Source organism: Enterobacter sp. 2VL (assembly GCF_005503595.1).
GTDB lineage: Bacteria > Pseudomonadota > Gammaproteobacteria > Enterobacterales > Enterobacteriaceae > Enterobacter > Enterobacter cancerogenus.
In genome coordinates this window covers 188236-211484 of sequence record NZ_SCNE01000006.1, presented here as the reverse complement: position 1 = coordinate 211484, position 23249 = coordinate 188236, and the positions used below count along the sequence as shown (strand labels likewise).

23 protein-coding genes are annotated in these 23249 nt (G+C 56.2%); 15 read left to right on the top strand and 8 right to left on the bottom strand.

The window, feature by feature from the left end:
- Positions 1-45 precede the first annotated feature (45 nt).
- The 3 genes from FFS28_RS15885 to FFS28_RS15875 form a co-directional block, all read right to left on the bottom strand.
- Positions 46-654 carry a glutathione S-transferase gene (locus FFS28_RS15885; protein ID WP_088209012.1) on the bottom strand — a complete coding sequence of 203 codons (609 nt, stop codon included), beginning with the start codon at positions 652-654 and terminating at the stop codon, positions 46-48.
- A gap of 89 nt (positions 655-743) precedes the next feature.
- A complete protein-coding gene (locus FFS28_RS15880) occupies positions 744-1880 on the bottom strand; it encodes an HlyD family secretion protein (protein ID WP_137903441.1) in 1137 nt (378 codons plus the stop codon).
- A 2-nt stretch (positions 1881-1882) separates the two neighbouring features.
- Positions 1883-2239: a DUF3302 domain-containing protein gene (locus FFS28_RS15875; protein WP_137903440.1), complete on the bottom strand. Its 357-nt coding sequence runs from the start codon at positions 2237-2239 to the stop codon at positions 1883-1885.
- Between the two features lie 647 nt (positions 2240-2886).
- On the opposite strand from FFS28_RS15875, the gene FFS28_RS15870 reads away from it, so the two are divergent.
- The 10 genes from FFS28_RS15870 (at position 2887) to trmL (ending at position 13913) form a co-directional block, all read left to right on the top strand.
- Positions 2887-4794, top strand: coding sequence for a PTS mannitol transporter subunit IICBA (locus FFS28_RS15870; protein WP_006177761.1), 1908 nt, complete (start codon positions 2887-2889; stop codon positions 4792-4794).
- Positions 4795-4896: 102 nt separating this feature from the next.
- Positions 4897-6045: a mannitol-1-phosphate 5-dehydrogenase gene (mtlD, locus tag FFS28_RS15865; protein ID WP_042321357.1), complete on the top strand. Its 1149-nt coding sequence runs from the start codon at positions 4897-4899 to the stop codon at positions 6043-6045.
- On the top strand, positions 6042-6632 hold the full coding sequence (mtlR, locus tag FFS28_RS15860; protein WP_137903439.1) for a mannitol operon repressor MtlR: 591 nt from the start codon (positions 6042-6044) through the stop codon (positions 6630-6632). Before mtlD ends, mtlR begins: the two co-directional genes overlap by 4 nt.
- Before the next feature lie 57 nt (positions 6633-6689).
- A complete protein-coding gene (locus FFS28_RS15855; protein WP_006177758.1) occupies positions 6690-7052 on the top strand; it encodes a YibL family ribosome-associated protein in 363 nt (120 codons plus the stop codon).
- Between the two features lie 507 nt (positions 7053-7559).
- Positions 7560-7985 (top strand): nucleoside triphosphatase NudI, encoded by a 426-nt coding sequence (nudI, locus tag FFS28_RS15850; protein ID WP_058610504.1) that lies wholly within the window; start codon positions 7560-7562, stop codon positions 7983-7985.
- A gap of 275 nt (positions 7986-8260) precedes the next feature.
- Positions 8261-9916 carry an L-lactate permease gene (gene lldP, locus FFS28_RS15845; RefSeq protein ID WP_058610503.1) on the top strand — a complete coding sequence of 552 codons (1656 nt, stop codon included), beginning with the start codon at positions 8261-8263 and terminating at the stop codon, positions 9914-9916.
- Positions 9913-10686, top strand: coding sequence for a transcriptional regulator LldR (lldR, locus tag FFS28_RS15840; RefSeq protein WP_137903438.1), 774 nt, complete (start codon positions 9913-9915; stop codon positions 10684-10686). Before lldP ends, lldR begins: the two co-directional genes overlap by 4 nt.
- Complete coding sequence (gene lldD / locus FFS28_RS15835) at positions 10683-11870, top strand: FMN-dependent L-lactate dehydrogenase LldD (RefSeq protein WP_137903437.1); 1188 nt, start codon at positions 10683-10685, stop codon at positions 11868-11870. Before lldR ends, lldD begins: the two co-directional genes overlap by 4 nt.
- A gap of 177 nt (positions 11871-12047) precedes the next feature.
- Positions 12048-13388 carry an MFS transporter gene (locus tag FFS28_RS15830; RefSeq protein WP_137903436.1) on the top strand — a complete coding sequence of 447 codons (1341 nt, stop codon included), beginning with the start codon at positions 12048-12050 and terminating at the stop codon, positions 13386-13388.
- A gap of 45 nt (positions 13389-13433) precedes the next feature.
- Positions 13434-13913, top strand: coding sequence for a tRNA (uridine(34)/cytosine(34)/5-carboxymethylaminomethyluridine(34)-2'-O)-methyltransferase TrmL (gene trmL / locus FFS28_RS15825; RefSeq protein WP_006177750.1), 480 nt, complete (start codon positions 13434-13436; stop codon positions 13911-13913).
- Between the two features lie 23 nt (positions 13914-13936).
- On the opposite strand, the gene cysE is transcribed toward trmL, so the two are convergent.
- The 5 genes from cysE to FFS28_RS15800 all read right to left on the bottom strand — a co-directional run bounded on the left by cysE (position 13937) and on the right by FFS28_RS15800 (position 17048).
- Positions 13937-14758 (bottom strand): serine O-acetyltransferase, encoded by an 822-nt coding sequence (gene cysE, locus FFS28_RS15820; RefSeq protein ID WP_006177749.1) that lies wholly within the window; start codon positions 14756-14758, stop codon positions 13937-13939.
- Positions 14759-14834: 76 nt separating this feature from the next.
- Positions 14835-15854, bottom strand: coding sequence for an NAD(P)H-dependent glycerol-3-phosphate dehydrogenase (gpsA, locus tag FFS28_RS15815; RefSeq protein ID WP_006177748.1), 1020 nt, complete (start codon positions 15852-15854; stop codon positions 14835-14837).
- Positions 15854-16321, bottom strand: a complete 468-nt coding sequence (secB, locus tag FFS28_RS15810) for a protein-export chaperone SecB (RefSeq protein ID WP_006177747.1) — start codon at positions 16319-16321, stop codon at positions 15854-15856. The genes gpsA and secB overlap by 1 nt, the downstream gene beginning before the upstream one ends.
- Before the next feature lie 32 nt (positions 16322-16353).
- On the bottom strand, positions 16354-16605 hold the full coding sequence (grxC, locus tag FFS28_RS15805) for a glutaredoxin 3 (RefSeq protein WP_058610502.1): 252 nt from the start codon (positions 16603-16605) through the stop codon (positions 16354-16356).
- Positions 16606-16616: 11 nt separating this feature from the next.
- Positions 16617-17048, bottom strand: a complete 432-nt coding sequence (locus FFS28_RS15800) for a rhodanese-like domain-containing protein (RefSeq protein ID WP_137903435.1) — start codon at positions 17046-17048, stop codon at positions 16617-16619.
- Between the two features lie 247 nt (positions 17049-17295).
- Here FFS28_RS15800 and gpmM point away from each other — a divergent pair, with 247 nt between their 5' ends.
- The 5 genes from gpmM to FFS28_RS15775 are packed head-to-tail and all read left to right on the top strand — an operon-like array spanning position 17296 to position 23229.
- Entirely contained in the window at positions 17296-18840 is a 1545-nt protein-coding gene (gpmM, locus tag FFS28_RS15795) for a 2,3-bisphosphoglycerate-independent phosphoglycerate mutase (RefSeq protein WP_137903434.1), read from the top strand.
- Between the two features lie 33 nt (positions 18841-18873).
- Positions 18874-20133, top strand: coding sequence for a murein hydrolase activator EnvC (gene envC, locus FFS28_RS15790; protein WP_249357442.1), 1260 nt, complete (start codon positions 18874-18876; stop codon positions 20131-20133).
- 3 nt (positions 20134-20136) lie between these two features.
- Positions 20137-21084: a divergent polysaccharide deacetylase family protein gene (locus FFS28_RS15785; RefSeq protein WP_137903432.1), complete on the top strand. Its 948-nt coding sequence runs from the start codon at positions 20137-20139 to the stop codon at positions 21082-21084.
- A gap of 9 nt (positions 21085-21093) precedes the next feature.
- Complete coding sequence (locus FFS28_RS15780) at positions 21094-22299, top strand: glycosyltransferase (protein ID WP_137903431.1); 1206 nt, start codon at positions 21094-21096, stop codon at positions 22297-22299.
- A 15-nt stretch (positions 22300-22314) separates the two neighbouring features.
- On the top strand, positions 22315-23229 hold the full coding sequence (locus FFS28_RS15775; RefSeq protein WP_137903430.1) for a hypothetical protein: 915 nt from the start codon (positions 22315-22317) through the stop codon (positions 23227-23229).
- Positions 23230-23249: the final 20 nt, after the last annotated feature.

Sequence of the window (23249 nt, the reverse complement as noted above, 5' to 3'; positions counted from 1 at the left end):
GGGAGGGATTGTAACGCCTCTGGCCGCTAAGTGTTATAACCCGCATCAAGCCTTTGGCGGTTCGGTACGGGCAAAGCTTTCGCGCTGGAAAAGGGTCTCAGCGAGCTTCACCAGCAGCGGACGGTCTACGCACCAGCCAGGCGAAACCCGGCGGAAGTTGAGGTAGCCAATGGCGCAGGCAATGGCAATGGTTCCCAGGTTGAGATCGTCATTCTGAATTTTCCCGTCCCGGATCAGCTGTTCACAATGGTCCAGGCTGCGGCTGATTTTTTCCCGCTGACGCAGCAGCTCCGTTTCCGACTGCTGGGCTGCTGGCCTTGCCTGCTCGCGCACGGAGGCAAGTGCCGCGTCCATAATGCCGTCCGCCAGGGCTTCTGTTTGCTTCATCGCCAGCGCCGCTTTCGGATCGGCTGGCAGCATCGCGGGCGCGATCCCCAGCAGTTCGATGTATTCCGCAATAATTGGGGAATCAAACCAGCATTCGCCCTCATCCGTCACCAGCGCCGGGACTTTTCCCAGCGGATTGTACTGCGCCACGCCGTTTTCGGCGTTGTAAGGCTGTTCATTTACGAATTCAAACGCAATCCCCTTCTCCAGCAGGAGAATTGAAATTTTACGCACGAAGGGACTGGTATAGCTGCCGACGAGTTTCATTGCCTGATCCTTGATGCCGCGAAAAACGTCAGTATGGAACAATCGATGGAAAAAGGCAGGTATGCGTATCGCATTCCTGCCCGTGAAGATCAGTGATCGAGGTAGAGATAGTGCATCCAGCTGGTCATCCGCAGCAGCACTTTACGCATCACGGAGACGTGCGCGAAGTGATCGGAGTAAACCGCCACCTGGGCATAGATGCCATCGGGAAGGGCATCAACCTGAGCGTCCGGCTTAAGTTCGATCAGCGCAAGGACACCATCCGAGCCGGGCACGACTGACAGCGATTGCAGTGCGCCCTGTGCCTGGTATGAGCCACCGGGAACCACGGGCAGGATCCCGGTGAGTTTACCGGTGAATACCTGCCCCGGCAGCGCGTTAAAGACCACCTCGGCCTCATCGCCCGGCTTCAGGCGCAGCAACGAGTTCTGGCGGAACTGCGCGACAATCTGACGTTTTTGTTCAGGGATAAAGACCATCACCGGGCGCAGCGGCAGCGCCGCCGCATACGTCCCCGGGCGGATCAGCACCTGCGTCACGTAGCCATTGCTCGGCGCACGCACGGTGGTCTGATCAAGGTTGTATTTGGCTTCAGCCAGCTGCGCGCGCAGGGACACAATCTGCGATTGCTCTCCATTCACCACGCTGTCTAACTGGCTTTGGATCTGCATCTGCTCGGCCACAGTGCCTTTAACCATCGCATCCTGAGCCAGATAATTTTGCCGCGCATTATCAATGTCGCTTTCGGAGAAAGGGTTAACCTTTGCCCGGCTGCCTTTCAGGTAGCGCTGATAGTCTTTATACAGACGGTCACGCTCAGCGGAGACGCGGGTGGTATTGGCCTGCGCTTCAGAGAGCTGTGCTTTTAACACGCTGATATTGTAGGTGGCGGTCACCAGGTCCGCCTGAAGCCGGTCGACGCGCGCCTGATAACGTACCGGGTCGAGCGTAAATAACACCTCACCTTTTTTAATGAGCTGGTTAGTTTTATCCGTGACGTTATTGACCACGCCCGTGACCTGCGGGGTAATCGGAATAGAGATAACGGCTTTTTGCGCCGTATATGTATAGGGGTGGTTATAATTCATTAATAAGATAAGGCCAGCAACAATAAACACTCCACCCAACGCCGCTGTGGCGAGCGTCCATTGATTTACCGGAATTCGAAATATTTTAAAAATGGCCCAGGCAAATGCCACGTAAGTCAGGATAATTAATAAATCCATGATTAGCGCTCCCGCGTAGTCTTTTCAGCCGGGACGTGCACTGAAGCCAGTTTTTGCTCAAGGTGAGCGACGCGTTTAGCCAGGGCTTCGACATCCGGGGTTCGCTCGGGAGGCTGCATGTGGTTCTGCATCCCCCAGCCGCGTTCTGGCTGGTATAGCGTGGCCCAAATCCACAGAAACGGCCAGATGGCATGGAGGGTAAACAGGCTGATCCACCCGGCCGTGTGGATGGCATCGGCATGTGGATGGTTACGCTTTTTGGCCATGTTATAAGGAATATCATGAATGGCAATGATTCCATAAAACAGAACCAGAAAGACAAAAATCAATACGCCCAGCGCAAAATAGTTGAGAAACATAATTTCCTCACTCACACGACGACAACGCATTAATGTAATAAAAAGGTATGCACACAAATTAATTCATTAGACATCACTTTCAGAAATGATATTTATGAGCCGGGGAGTAGTTTTTTTATATCTCCATGCAAGTTTATCAGCGTGTCAAAATACAGGCTGAATAATTGTCATATAAACTTACATTATGAGCGTAATCCAGGTTTCGCCTTTTCGCCATACCACAAAAAGAGTGTCTCGTTTAGCTTTGGGTGTGATCGGCCGTTTAAGGCAAACCCGAATGCAGAGTTGATGGCCGAGCGCATCAGGACAAATCTGCATGCAAATATTTTGTGAATTCAATCACAATACCGAAACAAACACGCGGCGAGCAAATGTGATGAGAATCACAAAACACCGGGTATTTTGCTTATTTTATGCCCGTTGTATTTTTTTTATGCACGCGTTATGTGATCGCGATCACTTCATTAAATGGCATACCCCCTACATTTACGTGATTGAGATCACACAAATTTTCGGTGTCTGGACAGTTGAACGATTCAATGCCAGATTTCACAGCATCAGAACAGGGCCCGGCTACCTCTGCCGCCGCACATTAACGATAAACCTCGGGCCGTAAGCCTAAGCGTAAACATAAGAAGGGGTGTTTTATGTCATCCGATTTCAAGATCAAAGTTCAAAGCTTTGGTCGTTTTCTCAGCAACATGGTGATGCCAAATATCGGCGCGTTTATCGCGTGGGGTATTATCACCGCATTGTTTATTCCGACAGGGTGGTTGCCTAACGAAACGCTGGCGAAACTTGTTGGCCCAATGATTACCTATCTGCTGCCGCTGCTCATCGGTTATACCGGTGGTCGTCTGGTCGGCGGAGATCGCGGTGGCGTAGTGGGTGCCATTACGACCATGGGCGTGATCGTCGGCGCGGATATGCCGATGTTCCTCGGCGCGATGATTGCCGGTCCTCTGGGCGGCTGGGCGATTAAGAAATTCGACGTCTGGGTGGATGGTAAGATTAAGTCCGGCTTCGAAATGCTGGTGAACAACTTCTCTGCGGGCATCATCGGGATGATCCTCGCAATTCTGGCGTTCCTCGGCATTGGCCCTGCGGTTGAAGTTCTGTCCAAAATTCTGGCGGCAGGCGTTAACTTCATGGTGGCGCACGACATGCTGCCGCTGGCGTCTATCTTTGTTGAACCGGCGAAAATCCTGTTCCTCAACAACGCCATTAACCACGGTATCTTCTCCCCGCTGGGTATCCAGCAGTCGCATGACCTTGGCAAGTCCATCTTCTTCCTGATTGAAGCGAACCCGGGTCCGGGTATGGGCGTTCTGCTGGCGTACATGTTCTTTGGTCGCGGCAGTGCAAAACAGTCTGCGGGCGGCGCGGCAATCATCCACTTCCTGGGCGGTATCCACGAAATTTACTTCCCGTACGTGCTGATGAACCCACGTCTGATCCTGGCCGTTATCCTCGGCGGTATGACTGGCGTATTCACGCTGAGCGTGCTCGGTGGTGGTCTGGTTTCTCCAGCCTCTCCAGGCTCTATCCTGGCGGTACTGGCGATGACCCCGAAAGGCGCTTACTTCGCTAACATCGCCGCTATCTGTGCAGCGATGGCGGTCTCCTTCGTGGTCTCGGCTATCCTGCTGAAAACCAGCAAGGTGAAAGAAGAAGACGATATCGAAGCGGCAACCCGTCGTATGCATGACATGAAAGCAGAATCCAAAGGCGCAACGCCGCTGGCGGCTGGCGATGTCTCTAACGACCTGAGCCACGTACGTAAAATCATCGTTGCCTGCGACGCCGGTATGGGTTCCAGCGCAATGGGTGCAGGCGTACTGCGTAAGAAAGTGCAGGATGCGGGCCTGACCAACATCTCCGTCACCAACAGCGCGATCAACAGCCTGCCGCCGGACGTTGACCTGGTGATTACGCACCGCGATCTGACCGAGCGTGCGATGCGCCAGGTGCCTCAGGCACAGCACATTTCGCTGACCAACTTCCTCGACAGCGGCCTGTACGCCAGCCTGACCGAACGTCTGGTTGCTGCGCAGCGTCACGAAGATAATGAAGTGAAAGTGCGTACCAGCCTGCAGGACAGCTTTGACGAGAGCAATGCGCACCTGTTCAGACTGGGCGCGGAAAACATCTTCCTTGGCCGTACCGCTGCCACGAAAGAAGACGCCATTCGCTTCGCGGGTGAGCAGCTGGTTGCTGGCGGGTACGTTCAGCCAGAATACGTTGAAGCGATGCTGGAACGTGAAAAACTGACGCCAACCTACCTCGGCGAATCCATTGCGGTTCCACACGGTACGGTTGAAGCGAAAGACCGCGTGCTGAAAACCGGCGTCGTGTTCTGCCAGTATCCGCAGGGCGTACGCTTCGGTGAAGAAGAAGATGACATCGCCCGTCTGGTGATTGGTATCGCCGCTCGCAACAACGAGCACATCCAGGTGATTACCAGCCTGACCAACGCCCTGGATGACGACACCGTCATCGAGCGTCTGGCCAACACCACCAGCGTAGAAGAAGTGCTGGCGCTGTTGAACAAGTAAGTCCGTTCTCTTCCCTCTCCCCGTTGGGGAGAGGGCTAGGGTGAGGGGAAAAGTTCCTCACCCCAGCCCTCTCGGGTAAAAACATTAATGAAGGTTAACACTATGAAAGCATTACATTTTGGCGCAGGTAATATCGGTCGTGGTTTTATCGGCAAACTGCTGGCAGACGCAGGCATTACGCTGACATTCGCCGATGTGAACCAGGTGGTGCTCGACGCCCTGAATGCCCGTCATAGCTACCAGGTCCACGTTGTCGGCGAAAACGAACAGGTTGAGACGGTGTCTGGCGTGGATGCGGTGAGCAGCATTGGCGACGAGGTTATCGACCTTATCGCCCACGTTGACCTGGTCACCACCGCCGTCGGCCCGGTTGTGCTGGAGCGCATTGCCCCTGCCGTGGCGAAAGGCCTGGCAAAACGTAAAGCGCAGGGCATTGAAACGCCGCTGAACATTATCGCCTGTGAGAACATGGTGCGCGGCACCACGCAGCTGAAGGCCCACGTCATGGCCGCCGTGGCGGACGAAGACAAGGCCTGGGTTGAGGCGCACGTCGGTTTTGTTGACTCCGCCGTGGACCGCATCGTTCCGCCGTCAGAATCGGCTACCCACGATCCGCTGGAAGTCACCGTTGAAACCTTCAGCGAGTGGATCGTTGATAAAACCCAGTTTAAAGGCGCGCTGCCGACCATTCCGGGAATGGAATTAACCGACAACCTGATGGCATTTGTCGAACGTAAACTCTTCACGCTTAACACCGGGCATGCTATAACCGCGTACCTCGGCAAATTGGCCGGTCATCAGACCATCCGTGATGCAATCCTTGATGAGAACATCCGTGCGGTGGTGAAAGGCGCAATGGAAGAGAGCGGCGCGGTGCTGATTAAACGCTACGGTTTTGATGCCGATAAACATGCAGCCTACATTCAGAAAATCCTCGGGCGTTTTGAGAATCCGTACCTGAAAGATGACGTCGAGCGCGTGGGACGTCAGCCTCTGCGCAAACTGAGCGCGGGTGACCGTCTGATTAAACCGCTGCTGGGTACGCTGGAATACGGTCTGCCGCATGCCAACCTGGTGAAAGGGATTGCCGCCGCAATGCACTATCGCAGCGAGCAGGACCCGCAGGCACAGGAACTGGCGCAACTGATTGGCGATGAAGGCCCTCAGGCTGCGCTGGCGCAGATCTCTGGTCTGGACGCCAACAGCAACGTGGTCGTGGAGGCGGTTAACGCTTATAACGCAACCAAATGATGCAGAATGCGGCGCAGGTTAGCCTGCGCCCAAATTACAGATTGTCAGATATGCAGGCAATAATGGAACAAACCCAGGCCTTTGAAAACCGTGTGCTTGAGCGTCTGAATGCTGGCAAAACCGTACGAAGCTTCCTGATTGCTGCCGTCGAGTTACTGACCGAGGCAGTGAACATTCTGGTGCTTCAGGTGTTCCGCAAAGACGACTACGCGGTAAAATATGCTGTAGAACCGTTACTGGACGGCGACGGACCGCTGGGCGATTTATCGGTGCGCCTGAAGCTGATCTACGGTCTTGGCGTGCTGAGCAGGCCCGAGTATGAAGATGCCGAGCTGATGATGGCGTTGCGCGAAGAGTTAAATCATGACGGTAATGAATACGCCTTTACCGATGATGAGATCCTCGGGCCGTTCGGCGAGCTGCACTGCGTGACCGCCCTGCCCCCGGCACCCCACTTCGATAACAGCGATCCTGAGCTGTATGCGATGCAAAAGCTGCGTTATCAGCAAGTTGTTCGCTCTACCATGGTCCTTTCCCTGACTGAGCTGATTTCACGAATCAGCTTAAAAAAAGCGTTTCAGAAGTAAGCCTGCGCACTTTGTTGTATCCTTCCCGGTAAATCCCCCGAATTTAGAGTATGTGTTATGAAAGAAGTCGAAAAGAACGAGATTAAACGCCTGAGCGACCGTCTGGATCTGATCCGTCACCAGATGGCGGGCCTCTCGCTGGTTGATTCCGCCGAGAAGTACGCCGAACTGGAAAAAGAGGTCACAAAGCTGGAAGCAGAAATTGAGCGCCTGCGCGAAGTTAAAGGCCAGAAGCTGAGCAAAGAAGCGCAGAAGCTGATGGATATGCCGCACCGCCGCGCGATCACCAAAAAAGAGCAGGCCGACATGGGCAAGCTGAAGAAAAGCGTCCGTGGCCTGGTGGTGGTTCACCCGATGACTGAACTTGGCCGTGAAATGGGCCTGAAAGAGATGACGGGCTTTTGTAAGACGGCATTCTGATTTCATAGCATGCTTCAGCCACCCAATGCATTCCCATCCAGAATGCATTGGGTTTCTTAATGCTCAACATCTCCCGCTGTCTTCCTGTTAAAGCCAACGCGTAGTATCAAAATCGTTCCATCTAAAAGCACAACTACTTCACCTCTGTTAAATCCGATTCTGTCCTCCTGGTATAAAAATAACTTTAAAAGCAACACACATATTTTTTTTAAAATAAATCTTCAAAAAAACGATTTCCCCAAATATCCATGAGTTGGTCCTCTTTCAGCGAGAGGGATAAGGCCAATGTTGCTCTTAACGTAATATTAATGAGTGATGAAATTCACATTTTAAGGCTAGAAAGCGTTTCCGAGTGAGAAAAAGAAAAGTACTTGGATAACCGGCCAGCATACCTCGATAACCTGCCAGAGCATCTTCGCCAGCGAGTGATGGTATGTAACCATCCTGATGATATTGAGGCTTTTTCTGATATGATAATTCAGAAAACAACGTTTTTAAGGAGCTAAAATGCGCCAGAGAATAATCGTGTGTCCTGTTATCCAAAATAACGGTGAGTTTCTGCTTTGTAAAATGGCATCGGACCGTGGGGTTTTTCCGGGACAGTGGGCGCTGCCTGGCGGTGGCATGGAACCGGGTGAAACGATGGAAACCGCGCTAAGGCGTGAAATCATGGAAGAATTGGGTGAAGAGCTTAATATCACTGACATTCGACCGTGGGCATTCCGTGACGATACTCGAACTAAAACCTATCAGGACGGCACTACTGAAGAAATTTATATGATTTATCTTATCTTTGATTGTATTAGTGCTAACCGAAAAATTACCTTCAATGAAGAATTCCAGGAAATCACCTGGGTGTCCCCTGAAAAATTAAAAGACATGGACTTGAACGAAGCGACCCGGATCACCTTTACGCAAAAAGGACTTATTTAACGGGTATCCCCTTGTCTATTGTGTGCGGAGTAAGCTAGCCCAAGCCTTACCCCGCCCAAAATTGGCCCAACCAATCCCCCTTTTGACTGTCCACTGGTTCACACTTCTGCCATTACCGCTCACAAAACCATTGCTCACACATAACATTTGATTAACCATTTGTTGTCATTAACCCTACATCACCTTATTGGCAGGACCACTTTTACACTGACGGTGACGCAGAGATGAGCACAGACTCACCGCCGAACCGATCGTGTGGTCCTCAGGAGACCTGCATGAGCCTCTGGCAACAAAACTACGATCCGGCCGGGAATATCTGGCTGTCTAGCCTGATCGCATCGCTTCCGATCCTGTTCTTCTTCTTCGCGCTGATTAAGCTCAAGCTGAAGGGCTACCTTGCCGCAACCTGGACCGTGGCCATCGCCCTGCTGGTGGCGTTGCTCTTCTACAAAATGCCGGTCGACCGCGCGCTGGCGTCGGTCGTGTATGGCTTTTTCTACGGCCTGTGGCCGATAGCCTGGATCATCATCGCGGCGGTGTTTGTCTATAAAATCTCGGTGAAAACCGGGCAGTTCGACATTATCCGCTCGTCGATTCTTTCCATCACGCCTGACCAGCGCCTGCAGATGCTGATTGTCGGTTTCTCGTTCGGGGCGTTCCTCGAAGGGGCGGCAGGCTTCGGTGCGCCGGTGGCGATTACCGCCGCGCTGCTGGTCGGTCTGGGCTTTAACCCGCTGTATGCCGCTGGCCTGTGCCTGATTGTGAACACCGCGCCGGTAGCGTTTGGCGCGATGGGGATTCCGATTCTGGTCGCCGGGCAGGTCACCGGACTGGACAGCTTCGAGATCGGCCAGATGGTTGGCCGCCAGCTGCCGTTCCTCACCATTATCGTGCTGTTCTGGATCATGGCGATTATGGACGGCTGGCGCGGCGTGAAGGAGACCTGGCCTGCGGTGATGGTCGCGGGCGGCTCTTTCGCTATCGCCCAGTATCTTAGCTCTAACTTCCTCGGCCCCGAGCTGCCGGACATTATCTCTTCGCTGGTGTCGCTGGTGTGCCTGACGCTGTTCCTCAGACGCTGGCAGCCGGTGCGTATTTTCCGCTTTGCCGATATGGGCGCGTCCCAGGTCGATCAAACCCTGGCGCGTACGGGGTATACCCCAGGGCAGATTGTTCGCGCGTGGTCGCCGTTCCTGTTCCTGACCGCTACCGTAACGCTGTGGAGCATTCCGCCGTTTAAAGCCCTCTTCGCCCCGGGCGGCGCGCTGTACGACATGGTGATTAACATCTCTGTACCGTTCCTCGACAAGATGGTCGCCCGCATGCCGCCGGTGGTTCACGATGCCACGCCGTATGCGGCGGTCTACAAGTTCGACTGGTTCTCCGCTACCGGTACGGCCATCCTGTTTGCCGCTATCCTTTCCATTGTGTGGCTGCGCATGAAGCCTGCCGCCGCGGTACAGACGTTTGCCAGCACGCTGAAAGAGCTGGCGCTGCCGATCTACTCCATCGGGATGGTGCTGGCGTTCGCGTTTATCTCGAACTACTCCGGGCTGTCGTCGACGCTGGCTCTGGCTCTGGCACATACCGGGCACGCCTTCACCTTCTTCTCGCCGTTCCTCGGCTGGCTGGGGGTGTTCCTGACCGGGTCGGATACCTCATCCAACGCCCTGTTTGCGGCCCTGCAGGCGACGGCGGCACAGCAGATTGGCGTCTCCGACGTCCTGCTTGTCGCAGCTAATACCACGGGGGGTGTGACCGGGAAGATGATTTCGCCGCAGTCCATCGCCATTGCCTGTGCCGCGGTGGGACTGGTAGGGAAAGAGTCGGATCTGTTCCGCTTTACCGTAAAACACAGCCTGATATTTACCTGCATGGTGGGGGTGATCACCACGCTGCAGGCCTATGTCTTAACCTGGATGATTCCATGATAGTGATGCCCAGACGCCTGTCCGACGAGATTGCCTCTCGCGTGCGGGCGCTGATTGAAGAACAGCAGTTGGAGGCGGGCATGAAATTGCCCGCCGAGCGCCAGCTTGCCGCCCAGCTTGGTGTGTCGCGCAATTCACTGCGCGAGGCGCTGGCGACGCTGATCAGCGAAGGGGTGCTGCTGAGCCGTCGCGGCGGCGGTACCTTTGTGCGCTGGCAGCATGACGACTGGTCCGAACAAAATATCGTTCAGCCGCTGAAAACGCTGATGGAGAACGACCCGGACTACAGCTTCGATATCCTGGAAGCCCGCCACGCCATCGAAGCCAGCACTGCCTGGCATGCCGCGATACGCGCAACCGAGGCCGATAAAGAGAAGCTCAAAATCTGCTTTGAGGCGACACAAAGCCGTGACCCGGATATCGCTTCCCAGGCGGACGTGCGTTTTCACCTGGCGATTGCCGAAGCCTCGCACAACGTGGTTCTTCTGCAAACCATGCGCGGCTTCTTTGACCTGCTGCAATCCTCCGTTAAACAGAGCCGCCAGCGCATGTATCTGGTCCCGCCCGTTTTTGCTCAGTTAACCGAACAGCACGACGCCGTGCTTAACGCCATTCTGGCCGGCGACGCCGAGGCCGCACGCAAAGCGATGATGGCGCATCTCAGCTTCGTACATACCACCATTAAACGCTTCGATGAAGATCAGGCCCGACAGGCGCGTATTACCCGTCTGCCTGGCGACAACGATATTTCCAGGGAGAACAAAGCATGATTATTTCAGCAGCCAGTGACTATCGCGCCGCGGCGCAGCGCATTTTGCCGCCGTTCCTGTTCCACTATATCGACGGCGGCGCGTATGCCGAATATACCCTGCGCCGCAACGTGGAAGATCTGTCTGAAGTGGCTCTGCGCCAGCGCGTGCTGAAGAATATGTCCGATCTGAGCCTTGAGACGAAGCTGTTTAACGAAACGCTCTCCATGCCCGTCGCGCTTGCTCCGGTTGGCCTGTGCGGCATGTATGCCCGCCGCGGTGAAGTCCAGGCGGCAGCGGCGGCGGATGCCAAAGGCATTCCGTTTACGCTTTCCACCGTTTCCGTTTGTCCGATTGAAGAAGTCGCCCCCACTATCAAACGCCCAATGTGGTTCCAGCTGTACGTTCTGCGCGATCGCGGCTTTATGCGCAACGCGCTGGAGCGCGCCAAAGCGGCGGGCTGTTCCACGCTGGTCTTTACCGTCGATATGCCCACGCCGGGCGCGCGCTACCGCGACGCCCACTCCGGCATGAGCGGCCCGAATGCTGCGATGCGCCGTTACTGGCAGGCGGTGACCCATCCGCAGTGGGCGTGGGACGTGGGGGTCAATGGCCGCCCGCACGATCTGGGGAACATCTCAGCGTATCTGGGCAAACCGACCGGGCTGGAGGATTACATCGGCTGGCTGGAGAATAACTTCGATCCGTCGATCTCCTGGAAAGACCTGGAGTGGATCCGCGAATTCTGGGACGGCCCGATGGTGATCAAGGGGATCCTCGATCCGGAGGATGCCCGTGACGCGGTGCGCTTTGGCGCAGACGGGATTGTGGTCTCAAACCACGGCGGGCGTCAGCTCGACGGAGTGCTCTCTTCCGCGCGCGCCCTGCCCGCCATTGCCGATGCGGTAAAAGGCGATATCGCTATTCTGGCCGACAGCGGCATTCGCAACGGGCTGGACGTGGTGCGCATGATCGCTCTCGGCGCTGACAGCGTGTTGCTTGGTCGGGCTTATCTGTATGCCCTGGCCACCAGCGGCCAGGCGGGCGTGGCGAACCTGCTGGACCTGATCGAGAAAGAGATGAAAGTCGCCATGACGCTGACCGGCACGAAATCGATTAGCGAAATCAGCAAAGATTCGCTGGTACAGGAGCTGAGTAAATTACCCGCCGCGCTGGCTCCGCTGTCGCAAGGAAACGCGGCCTGATCTGTTTCGCGCTTTCCACTTCACGCGTTCAGTCGGTATCCGGCTGAACGTTTTTTTGTGCAAAATAACACCCGCATAACATTTTGGATAAGTTAATTTGACATCTCTGCGCCGATCGCAGTTGTATAGACAAGCAAATACAACAGCATAAAAAAACATCACATCGGAGAGTCGCGTATGACGTATTCAGGCAAGGTGGATATCCAGCAGGTGATTGATGACAGCCCCTTTTCCCGGCTCCACTGGGTGCTGATTGTTCTGGGGTTTCTGGTCCTGGCAATAGACGGCTTTGATACCGCCGCGATGGGCTATATCGCCCCGACGCTCTCGACGGAGTGGGGGATCGCCAAACAGGATCTTGGCCCCGTGCTGAGTGCCGCCCTGCTGGGTTTGTCGCTGGGGGCACTCATTGCCGGGCCGGTTTCCGATCGCATTGGCCGCAAGCGCGTGCTGGTCTTCTCCTGCCTCTTTTTCGGCCTCTCGAGCCTGGCAACGGCCTACGCCCAGAGCCTTAACTCGCTGACGATCTGGCGGTTTTTCACCGGCCTTGGCCTGGGCGCGGCGATGCCGAACGCCATTACGCTGATTTCAGAGTTTGCGCCGCAGCGCTGCCGTTCCCGGGCCATTAATACCATGTACTGTGGGTTTCCTCTGGGCGCGGCAGGCGGCGGAGCCATTTCGTCCTGGCTAATCCCGAACCACGGCTGGCAAAGCGTACTGTTGGCCGGGGCGATTGCCCCCCTGGTGCTCACCGTGCTGCTGGCGCTGCTGTTGCCGGAATCGGTGAAGTATCTGGTGCAGCGTGGTAAAGACGTTATGCAGATCAAGCGCATTGCCGCTCGCTTCGCCGCCGCGCCGCTCGACGCGGTAACGGGTTTTTATCTGGCGGAGGAGCGCGCCGCGCGCAAAAAAGGCAGCGTCGCGCAACTCTTCTCAATGCCCTGGCTTCCCGGCACGCTGATGCTCTGGGTCACCTATTTCATGGGCCTGGTGATTTATTACGTGCTGCTGAGCTGGATGCCGACGCTGATGCTCGGCATGGGCTACCCGCTGGCGGAATCCGCCTGGCTCACCTCGCTCTTTACCTTCGGCGGCACCGCCGGGATCCTGCTGGCAGGCTGGATGATGGATCGCTGGGAAGCGCACAAGGTGGTGGCGGGCGGGTTCTTCATCACCATGGTGTTAATTCTTACGCTGGGGCTGGAGCACAACCACATCGTGCTGTTTGGCGGGCTTATTTTCCTGATGGGGATCACCATGAACGGCGCGCAATCCGGGATGCAGACGCTGGCCGCCACGTTTTATCCTACCGACTGCCGTGCAACCGGCATCGCATGGATGCAGGGGATAGGCCGGTTCGGCGGCGTGGCGGGCACGATGACCAGCGCGCAGCTGCTCTCGTTGCAGTGGCACGCGGACAGCATCCTGATGTTCCTGAGCCTGCCCGCGCTGCTGGCCGCCGCGGCTACGGTCTTTAAAATGCTGTGCTGCCGGTCGCAGGATCCCGGCATCGCGTAAGACCGCTGCTTTCTGCTATTCTGCCCCCGCAATTAAGGGGGCAGCATGCTTAACATCGTTTTATTCGAACCAGAAATTCCACCAAATACCGGTAATATCATTCGCCTGTGTGCCAACACGGGCTTTCGTCTGCATATCATTGAGCCGATGGGCTTTGCGTGGGATGACAAACGCCTGCGTCGCGCGGGGCTGGATTACCATGAATTTACCGCCGTGGTTCGCCATCCTGATTACGCTGCCTTCCTGGACGCGGAAAAACCACAGCGCATGTTCGCCCTGACGACCAAAGGCACGCCCGCGCACAGCGCCGTAAGCTATCAGGACGGTGACTATCTGATGTTTGGCCCGGAAACACGCGGCCTGCCGGCGACAATTCTGGACGCCCTGCCTGCCGAGCAAAAAATTCGTATTCCGATGATGCCGGACAGCCGCAGCATGAACCTGTCAAATGCGGTGTCGGTGGTGGTGTATGAAGCGTGGCGCCAGCTTGGGTATCCCGGCGCGATATTAAGGCAGGCCCGGTAAGCGCAGCGCCACCGGGCAGAGACTCAGATGCCGTCACCATACTCGAAGGTGTGGTGAATGCCGTTGAAGTGCTGATCCATGTCCATTGACGGTTTTTCGCTGTCTGGCTTACCGACGATACGCGCCGGTACGCCAGCGGCGGTGGTGTGCGGTGGAACGGGCTGCAGCACCACGGAACCCGCGCCGATTTTCGCGCCGCGCCCCACTTCGATGTTGCCGAGGATCTTGGCACCCGCGCCAATCATCACCCCTTCACGGATCTTTGGATGGCGATCGCCGCTGGTTTTTCCGGTACCGCCCAGGGTCACCGATTGCAGAATCGAGACGTCATCTTCGATCACCGCCGTTTCACCCACCACGATGCCGGTGGCATGATCGAGCATGATCCCACGGCCAATTTTCGCCGCCGGGTGAATATCCACCTGGAAGGTCACGGAAACCTGGTTTTGCAGAAAGATAGCCAGCGCGCGGCGGCCCTCGTTCCACAACCAGTGGCCGATGCGGTAGGCCTGAAGCGCATGGAAGCCCTTAAGGTACAGCAGCGGCGTAGAATATTTGTCGACAGCCGGATCGCGCGTGCGCACGGCCTGAATATCGCAGGCGGCAGAGGCGATCATCTCCGGGTCGGCGGCATAGGCCTCTTCCACCACTTCGCGGATGGCAATAGCCGGCATGATTGAGGAGGCCAGCTTGTTGGCGAGCATGTAGCTCAGGGCGCTACCGAGGTTTTCGTGCTTGAGCAGCGTCGCGTGGTAGAAACTGGCCAGCATGGGCTCGCAGTCAGCTAAAGCTCGCGCTTCGGCTTTAATATTGTTCCAGACGATATCCAGTTCTTCACACGGCATTGCTTGCTCCAGACGTAATAGTACGATCGGCCAGTCTCTGCTGGCCGTATCGTTGGGTGACAACGGTTCCCTGCGGCTAGTTGCTGCTGCGCTCGTCCTTGCGCGAACGACCTAACAGGGTCAATGCTGCCTCGCGCGCATTTTTTCCGCAATACAATACCTGATAAATTTCCTCGGTTATTGGCATTTCGACACCAAAACGGTGTGCCAACTCGCGGACTTCTTTCGTATTGCGGTAACCTTCCACCACCTGACCAATCTTCTCCTGCGCGCCTTGTACATCCATGCCTTGCCCAAGCATCATGCCAAAGCGGCGGTTACGCGACTGGTTGTCGGTACAGGTCAGCACCAGATCGCCCAGACCGGCCATCCCCATAAAGGTGGACGGGTCGGCACCCAGCGCCGCGCCAAGACGCGACATCTCGGTCAGGCCACGGGTGATCAGCGCCGTACGGGCGTTTGCGCCAAACCCAATGCCGTCTGACATTCCGGCACCGATCGCAATCACGTTTTTTACCGCGCCGCCCAGTTGAACGCCGATGAAATCCGGGTTGCTGTACACGCGGAAGCTCTTGCCGCAGTGCAGCAGTTGCTGGAGATCGTCTGAGAACGCCTGGTCGGTTGAGGCCAGCGAGATGGCCGTCGGCAGGCCAGCGGCCAGCTCTTTGGCAAACGTCGGCCCGGAAATCACCGCCAGCGGAATGGCATCGCCCAGCGCTTCGCGGGCAACGTCCTGCAGCAGCCGTCCGGTTTCGGCTTCCAGCCCTTTCGTCGCCCACACCACGCGCGCATCGGGGCGCATCAGCGGCTTAACCTGACGCAGCACCTGGCCAAAGACATGGCTTGGCACCACAATCAGAATGTTGCGGCTGGCGGCCAGCGCGGTCGCGAGGTCGCTTTCGAGGTGCAGGGAGTCAGGAAACGGAACGTCCGGAAGAAACGCCACATTGCAGCGGTCGTGTTGCAACGTCGCGATATGTTTGGGATCGTGGCCCCACAGGACCACGTCGTGACCATTTCTTGCCAGAGTGATAGCAAGAGCGGTGCCGTATGAGCCGGCACCGATCACAGTCATTGAAGCATTAACAGTGCTCATCAGGCATCCTGATGTTGTTCGGCACCTTCGCCAGACTGCTGCTGCAGATAGTTCATAAACAGCGCATCAAAGTTAACTGGCGCAAGGTTCAGTTGTGGGAACGTACCGCGAGAGACCAGGCTGGTGATGCATTCACGAGCATACGGGAACAGGATGTTCGGGCAGTATGCACCCAGGCAATGCGCCATCTGGTTACCTTCGATACCGCCGATGGAGAAGATGCCGCCCTGCTGTACTTCGCACAGGAATGCAGTTTCTTCGCCCAGTGAAGCGGTCACGGTCACGCGCAGTACGACTTCATACACGTCATCCGCCAGCTGGGTGGATGCGGTATCAAGATCAAGTTTAACCTCTGGCTGCCAATCTTTCTGGAAAACGTGCGGCGCATTTGGCGCTTCGAAAGAGACATCTTTGGTATAGATACGCTGGATCTGGAAACTCATTTCGGTGTTGTTTTGTTCTGACATGGAAAAACCCTTTTTAATTGTCCTAAAGTCTCTTAGCGCAGCAGAGGATCGAGTCCGCCGCTGGCGTCGAGCGCATACAAGTCATCACAGCCGCCAATGTGCTGCGCATCAATAAAAATCTGCGGAACCGTCGTGCGACCACTACGTTGAATCATCTCTTCGCGTTTGATCGCGTCACCATCAATCGGCAGTTCCTGGAAGGTTACGCCTTTGCTGTTCAGCAGCGCTTTTGCACGGTGGCAGAATGGACACGTTGCTTTGGTGTAGATCTCGATATTGGCCATCACTTAACTCCTTATTTACCGCGAACCAAAGGAAGGTTTTCCCCGCTCCAGCCGGAAATACCTTCTTTCAGCACAGAGACGTTTTCGAAGCCCGCTTTATGCAGCAGGCTGGCAGATTCCTTCGCCTGCATGCCGGTCGCGTCAACAACGATAATCGGCTGGGCTTTATGCTTATCAAGCTCACCGACGTTGTTGGCTTTGATTTCAGCGGGCAGCAGGTTGATCGCACCGGCGATGTGGCCCTTGCGGAAATCATCACGCTGACGCAGATCGACCACCACGGCATCTTCTTTGTTAATCAGACGCGTGGCTTCACCCCGGGTGATCACCTTAATTTTAGACGTTAGCCCCTTAAAGGTCGTGAACAATACGGCGGCCAGCAGGCCAATCCACGCGATGCTCAGAACCGGGTGGCGGCTAACAAATTGCATAATTTCTTGCATGGGGGGTAACAACTCCCGACTAAGTGATAAAAAAACCAGGACAGGAGTATACCTGTGCGTTGTGGCAAATACAGCCAGCGACAATAAGCTAATCGATTTTCTGCGGCATGCCACGAAAAAAAAGCCTCAAAATGACCCGAGAAGCGCCTTGCCCCTCTCCTTTCTTTGATCTTCTGCGGCTATTTGATCGATTCAGCTGTAGTAAAATTACGCATATTTTTCGTCTCTTGAGCATGAGGTTGTCGCAATGTCGGTTTCTAAAAAACCTATGGTACTGGTAATTCTGGATGGCTATGGCTATCGCGAGGACAGCCAGGATAACGCCATTTTCAACGCCAAAACCCCGGTCATGGATGCGCTGTGGGTAAAACGTCCCCATACCCTGATTGATGCATCAGGCCTGGAAGTGGGTCTGCCGGATCGCCAGATGGGTAACTCCGAAGTTGGACACGTCAACCTGGGCGCGGGCCGTATCGTTTACCAGGATCTGACCCGCCTGGATGTTGAAATCAAAGAACGCACCTTCTTTGCCAACCCAACGCTGACGGGTGCCGTGGATAAAGCCGTCGCGTCAGGCAAAGCCGTTCACATCATGGGTCTGCTCTCTGCGGGCGGCGTTCACAGCCACGAAGACCACATCATGGCGATGGTTGAGCTGGCAGCCGAGCGCGGCGCGGAAAAAATCTATCTGCACGCTTTCCTCGACGGCCGTGACACCCCACCTCGCAGCGCGAAAGGCTCGCTGGAAGCGTTTGAAGCGAAATTCGCCGCGCTGGGTAAAGGCCGCGTAGCTTCCATCATTGGCCGTTACTACGCCATGGACCGCGACAACCGCTGGGATCGCGTTGAGCAAGCCTATGACCTGATGACCCTGGCGAAAGGTGAATTCCAGTTCGCTACTGCGGTTGAAGGCCTGGAAGCGGCTTACGCGCGCGATGAAAACGACGAGTTTGTGAAAGCAACCGTGATCCGCGCCGAAGGTCAGGCCGATGCGGCGATGGAAGACGGCGATGCGCTGATCTTCATGAACTTCCGTGCTGACCGCGCGCGCGAAATCACCCGTGCGTTCGTGAATAGCGATTTCGACGGTTTCGCCCGTAAGAAAGTGGTGACTCTCGATTTCATCCAGTTGACCGAATACGCTGCCGACATCAAGGCTCCTTGCGCCTATCCGCCTGCATCTCTGGCGAACACCTTTGGTGAGTGGATGGCGAAAAACGACAAGACGCAGCTGCGTATCTCCGAAACCGAGAAATATGCTCACGTCACCTTCTTCTTTAACGGCGGTGTCGAAGAGCCTTTTAAAGGCGAAGAGCGCATTCTGATTAACTCACCAAAAGTCGCGACCTACGATCTGCAGCCAGAAATGAGCTCTGCCGAGCTGACCGAAAAGCTGGTAGCGGCCATCGAAAGCGGCAAGTACGACACCATCATCTGTAACTACCCCAATGGCGATATGGTGGGTCATACCGGCGTGATGGACGCGGCGGTTAAAGCGGTTGAAGCGCTGGACCACTGCGTTGAGCAGGTGGCGAAAGCCGTTGAATCCGTTGGCGGCCAGCTGCTGATCACCGCCGACCACGGTAACGCAGAGCAGATGCGCGATCCGGCGACCGGCCAGGCGCACACTGCCCACACCAACCTGCCGGTTCCATTGATTTATGTTGGTGATAAATCAGTGAAAGCAGTGGAAGGCGGTAAGCTTTCCGACATCGCGCCAACCATGCTGACGCTGATGGGCATGCCGATCCCTGAAGAGATGACTGGTAAGCCGCTGTTCATCGTGGAATAATCGCTCCCCATGAGGGGAAAGGCGATTTTTTCAATCACATGGGTCGTGAAGCCGCTTCGGCTATCAGTCAGACCTCTGCTTTACGCCAGCGCGCTCAGCGCTGGCGTATTGCTGTGCGCCACGTCCGCCCACGCGGATGACCGCGACCAGCTCAAATCTATTCAGGCCGATATCGCCGCCAAAGAGCGCGCGGTACGCCAGCAACAACAGCAACGCGCCGCTTTACTTGCCCAGCTTAAGAAGCAGGAAGAGGCTATCTCCGCCGCCGCGCGTAAGCTACGTGAAACCCAGAACACGCTCGCTCAGTTGAATAAGCAGATCGACGAAATGAACGCGTCGATTGCGCGACTGGAGCGCCAGCGCGATGCGCAGGAGCGCACGCTTGCGGCTCAGCTTGATGCGGCCTTCCGTCAGGGTGAACACACCGGCCTTCAGCTAATCCTCAGCGGTGAAGAGAGCCAGCGCGGCCAGCGTTTACAGGCTTACTTCGGCTATTTAAACCAGGCCCGTCAGGAGACCATCGCCCAGCTTAAGCAGACGCGCGAAGAGGTCACCAGCCAGAAAGCCGAGCTGGAAGAGAAGCAAAGCCAGCAGCAGACGCTGCTTTACGAACAGCAGGCCCAGCAGGCGAAGCTGGAGCAGGCGCGCAACGAGCGTAAGAAAACCCTGTCCGGGCTTGAGTCCTCCATTCAGCAGGGCCAAAGCCAGCTGAGCGAAATGCGTGCCAACGAATCCAAACTGCGCAACAGCATCGCCCGCGCCGAAGCGGCCGCCAAAGCGCGCGCCGAGAAAGAGGCGCGTGAGGCCCAGGTCGTGCGCAACAAACAGCAAGAAGCCTCGCGTAAAGGCACTACCTACAAACCCACTGAAAACGAACGCTCCCTGATGTCTCGCACCGGTGGTCTTGGCTCCCCGCGCGGGCAGGCCTACTGGCCGGTACGCGGGACTATCCTCCATCGTTATGGCGAACAGCTGCAGGGTGAGCTACGTTGGAAAGGGATCGTTATCGGTGCGTCTGAGGGTAGCGAAGTGAAAGCCATCGCCGATGGCCGCGTGATCCTGGCCGACTGGCTGCAGGGTTACGGGCTGGTGGTCGTGGTGGAGCACGGTAAAGGCGACATGAGCCTGTACGGCTACAATCAGAGCGCGCTGGTCAGCGTCGGCACTCAGGTGCGCGCCGGTCAACCTATCGCCCTTGTGGGCAGCAGTGGCGGTCAGGGCCGCCCGTCACTCTATTTCGAAATTCGTCGCCAGGGTCAGGCGGTCAATCCACAGCCGTGGTTGGGAAGATAAGTTTTGCTTCAATTTCGTCGATTGATTCTCTCCGTCGCCAGCGCACTGGCGCTGGCTGCACCGGTATATGCAGGCAAACTCGCCATCGTGATTGATGACTTCGGTTATCGTCCACACTACGAAAACCAGGTGCTGGCGATGCCGTCAGCCATCTCTGTTGCCGTCCTCCCCAATGCGCCACACGCGCGGGAGATGGCAACCAAAGCCCACAATAGCGGCCATCAGGTGTTGATCCACCTGCCCATGGCCCCGCTCAGCAAGCAGCCGCTGGAAAAAGACACCTTACGCCCCGAGATGAGCAGCGATGAGATCGATCGCATCATCCGCGACGCCTACAACAAAGTGCCGTATGCGGTGGGGCTGAACAACCATATGGGCAGCGCGATGACCTCCAGCCTGTACGGTATGCTGAAGGTTATGCAGTCGCTTGAGCGCTACAATCTCTATTTCCTCGACAGCATGACCATTGGCAACAGCCAGGCCATGCGCGCCGCGCAGGGAACGGGCGTGAAGGTGATTAAGCGCAAAGTGTTCCTGGACGATACCCAGAACGAAGCGGACATCCGCGTACAGTTTAACCGGGCGGTGCAACTGGCCCGCCGGAATGGCTCGGCGATCGCCATTGGCCACCCGCATCCGTCCACGGTGCGCGTTTTGCAGCAAATGTTGCCGACGCTGCCTGCCGATATCACCCTGGTGCGCCCGAGCGATCTGCTCAATGAGCCGCAGGTCGATACGTCCACACCTAACGGCGGACAACAAACCGCCCCTGCGCCGCGAAATCCGTTCCGCGGCGTGAAAAGCTGTGCGCCGAAAAAACCGCTTGAGCCGGTCAATGCGACCCGCTTCTTTACGGTCATCGGGGAAAGCGTAAGCCAAAGCACGCTGGTGAAATATGTTCAGCACCAGTGGCAGGGCTGGAGTAGTAACACTTCAGTGACAGGCAATTAAGGTAGAAAGATGCCGCAAAAATATAAAATCCTGCTCCTTGATACCGGTAAAGAATGGGGCGGAGGCACCAACAGTATGCTCGAACTGTTAAAGCGTATCGATCGCGATAAGTTCGACATTACCTGTTGTTTTTACAGCGACTACAGCCGGGCCGAAGGCCAGACGATTGGGCAGGTACTGAAGGGTATCGATATTCCCCTGATCGTCATCCCTCAGCGCAAACAGCCCGTCTGGGCGAAGGTGGCGAAAGAGCTGGGCCGTAGCCTGTTGTTTTTCTCGCGCAGCGCCCGGGTGGCGTTTACGCGCCGCATTGATACGCTGTGGCGTATTCAGCCTAACGTCCGCCGCATTGAGGCTCTCTTCAGGGAAGGGGGGTTTGATACGCTGTACATGAACAATCAGCCCGGCTCCAATGAAGAGGGATATCTGGCGGGCGCCAGACTGCAGGCGCGCGTCATCCAGCACTGCCGCATTGAACCCGTGCTGACCCCACCTCTGGTTAAGCTTGTAAATGCCCATGCCGATAAAATTATCGCCGTCTCGCATGGCGTCGAGCGCGTTTTGCTGGAGCATGGCGTTCGCCCTGAGCTTTGTACAACCGTCAATAACGCGATCGATATCCACCAGCCCTTGCCCGACCGCCTTGCCATGCGCCATCGCCTGCACCTGGAAGATGACACCTTTGTGTTTGGCAGCATAGGGTCGCTGATCCCGCGTAAATCGAATCACCATACGCTGGAAGCGCTGGCGACCTTTAGTCGCAAGCATCCTGAGGCGAAATGGAAGATGGTGCTGGTTGGCGAAGGCGCTGAGCGCCGCGCGCTTGCCGCACAGGCCAGCGAACTGGGTATTGAACACAACGTGATTTTCACCGGTTTTCAGAACACGCCGTTTGATTACCTCGCCACGTTTGACGCCTTTATTTTGGCCTCGAAGAGCGAAGGATTACCGCGCGTGGTACTTGAAGCCATGCTGCTCAAGATCCCGGTGATTGGCTCGCAGGTGACGGGGACGGCTGAACTGATTGACCACGGGTCGACAGGTTTGCTGTTCCCCTGGAGTGATGTTTCGCTGCTTGCTGAACATCTGGAGAATATCTGGCACGATGCTGGCCTGCGCGCCCGGCTGGCTGCGGCTGCGCATGAGAACGTTTGCCAGGCCTATGCAATCGAAAGCTATGTTAACGGTGTCGAAGCCGTCCTTGGTGCGCAATAACCCAACGAGATGAACATGTTTAAATTCCTGAATGCTCGCTACCGCCATATCACCGGGCGACACAACATTCCCTACGCCTCCCTGCCTGTCAGCAGCAGCCATGTTACGGTGGATTCCATCGTGATCCCCTGCACCGGCGCAGATTTTGTTGAAGAGGCGTTACTGTCGGCCACCTTCGCCGAGCGTTATGCCACCGGCGTTAGCGAGATCGTTATCGTTAGCGATCAGCCAGAGTCCGCTTTCGGCGAACTGCCGCTAAAAACGCGCGTTGTCACGCTCACGCTTCCCGTGCGCGAAGCGCATTATCGCTACAAGCAAATCTATCTTAGCCGTCTGGTGAAGCTTAACGCCCCGCTGCAGGCGCGCGGTGAGGGCGTGTTAATGATCGATTCCGATCTTAATTTACTTCAGATGCCTGAGATCAGCATGGCCGACATGCATATCTACTCCAGCTTCCGTCAGGGCAAGATGATCGCCAAACTCAACGGCGCACCCGCGGAGAAAGTGCCGGCGTATTACAAAGAGACGGTGCGCCCGTATCTGGTCGATCACGTTAACGGCGCCTTCCTTGCCGCCACCAAAAAGACCTGGCGACGCATCTGCCCGCTGTGGTTGACGCTGTTCCAGGATACCTGGGAGCTGATGGATGATACGCAGCCGCCGACCGATCAGTTGCCGCTCGCCGCGCTGCTGGACATGCTGGATGTGAAAACGGTCAATCTGGGTGACTGGATGAACTGGCCGGTCTCCAAGAAGATCGGCGGGCAGGAAGCCGTTGTGCCAAAAGAGGTGATTGGCGCGCACGGTGGTTTCCCTCTCTCCGAATGGCAGAAGTATCTTGAATCGCCGGATAACAAACTGCTATTCAAAGGCCAGGATTACACCCGCAAGGTGCGCTACCTGACGGACGAAGAGAAAAAGAAACAGTAAAAAAGGGGCCTGAGGCCCCT

Bases quoted from the DNA above. Each gene is read 5' to 3' on its own strand.
- FFS28_RS15880 (WP_137903441.1), bottom strand. From the start codon at position 1,880: ATGGATTTATTAATTATCCTGACTTACGTGGCATTTGCCTGGGCCATT.
- lldR (WP_137903438.1), top strand. From the start codon at position 9,913: ATGATAGTGATGCCCAGACGCCTGTCCGACGAGATTGCCTCTCGCGTG.
- nudI (WP_058610504.1), top strand. From the start codon at position 7,560: ATGCGCCAGAGAATAATCGTGTGTCCTGTTATCCAAAATAACGGTGAG.
- gpmM (WP_137903434.1), top strand. From the start codon at position 17,296: ATGTCGGTTTCTAAAAAACCTATGGTACTGGTAATTCTGGATGGCTAT.
- FFS28_RS15775 (WP_137903430.1), top strand. From the start codon at position 22,315: ATGTTTAAATTCCTGAATGCTCGCTACCGCCATATCACCGGGCGACAC.
- cysE (WP_006177749.1), bottom strand. From the start codon at position 14,758: ATGCCGTGTGAAGAACTGGATATCGTCTGGAACAATATTAAAGCCGAA.
- FFS28_RS15885 (WP_088209012.1), bottom strand. From the start codon at position 654: ATGAAACTCGTCGGCAGCTATACCAGTCCCTTCGTGCGTAAAATTTCA.
- FFS28_RS15875 (WP_137903440.1), bottom strand. From the start codon at position 2,239: ATGTTTCTCAACTATTTTGCGCTGGGCGTATTGATTTTTGTCTTTCTG.
- FFS28_RS15800 (WP_137903435.1), bottom strand. From the start codon at position 17,048: ATGCAAGAAATTATGCAATTTGTTAGCCGCCACCCGGTTCTGAGCATC.
- lldD (WP_137903437.1), top strand. From the start codon at position 10,683: ATGATTATTTCAGCAGCCAGTGACTATCGCGCCGCGGCGCAGCGCATT.
- FFS28_RS15870 (WP_006177761.1), top strand. From the start codon at position 2,887: ATGTCATCCGATTTCAAGATCAAAGTTCAAAGCTTTGGTCGTTTTCTC.
- FFS28_RS15830 (WP_137903436.1), top strand. From the start codon at position 12,048: ATGACGTATTCAGGCAAGGTGGATATCCAGCAGGTGATTGATGACAGC.
- lldP (WP_058610503.1), top strand. From the start codon at position 8,261: ATGAGCCTCTGGCAACAAAACTACGATCCGGCCGGGAATATCTGGCTG.
- mtlD (WP_042321357.1), top strand. From the start codon at position 4,897: ATGAAAGCATTACATTTTGGCGCAGGTAATATCGGTCGTGGTTTTATC.
- secB (WP_006177747.1), bottom strand. From the start codon at position 16,321: ATGTCAGAACAAAACAACACCGAAATGAGTTTCCAGATCCAGCGTATC.
- mtlR (WP_137903439.1), top strand. From the start codon at position 6,042: ATGATGCAGAATGCGGCGCAGGTTAGCCTGCGCCCAAATTACAGATTG.
- trmL (WP_006177750.1), top strand. From the start codon at position 13,434: ATGCTTAACATCGTTTTATTCGAACCAGAAATTCCACCAAATACCGGT.
- FFS28_RS15855 (WP_006177758.1), top strand. From the start codon at position 6,690: ATGAAAGAAGTCGAAAAGAACGAGATTAAACGCCTGAGCGACCGTCTG.
- grxC (WP_058610502.1), bottom strand. From the start codon at position 16,605: ATGGCCAATATCGAGATCTACACCAAAGCAACGTGTCCATTCTGCCAC.
- FFS28_RS15780 (WP_137903431.1), top strand. From the start codon at position 21,094: ATGCCGCAAAAATATAAAATCCTGCTCCTTGATACCGGTAAAGAATGG.
- gpsA (WP_006177748.1), bottom strand. From the start codon at position 15,854: ATGAGCACTGTTAATGCTTCAATGACTGTGATCGGTGCCGGCTCATAC.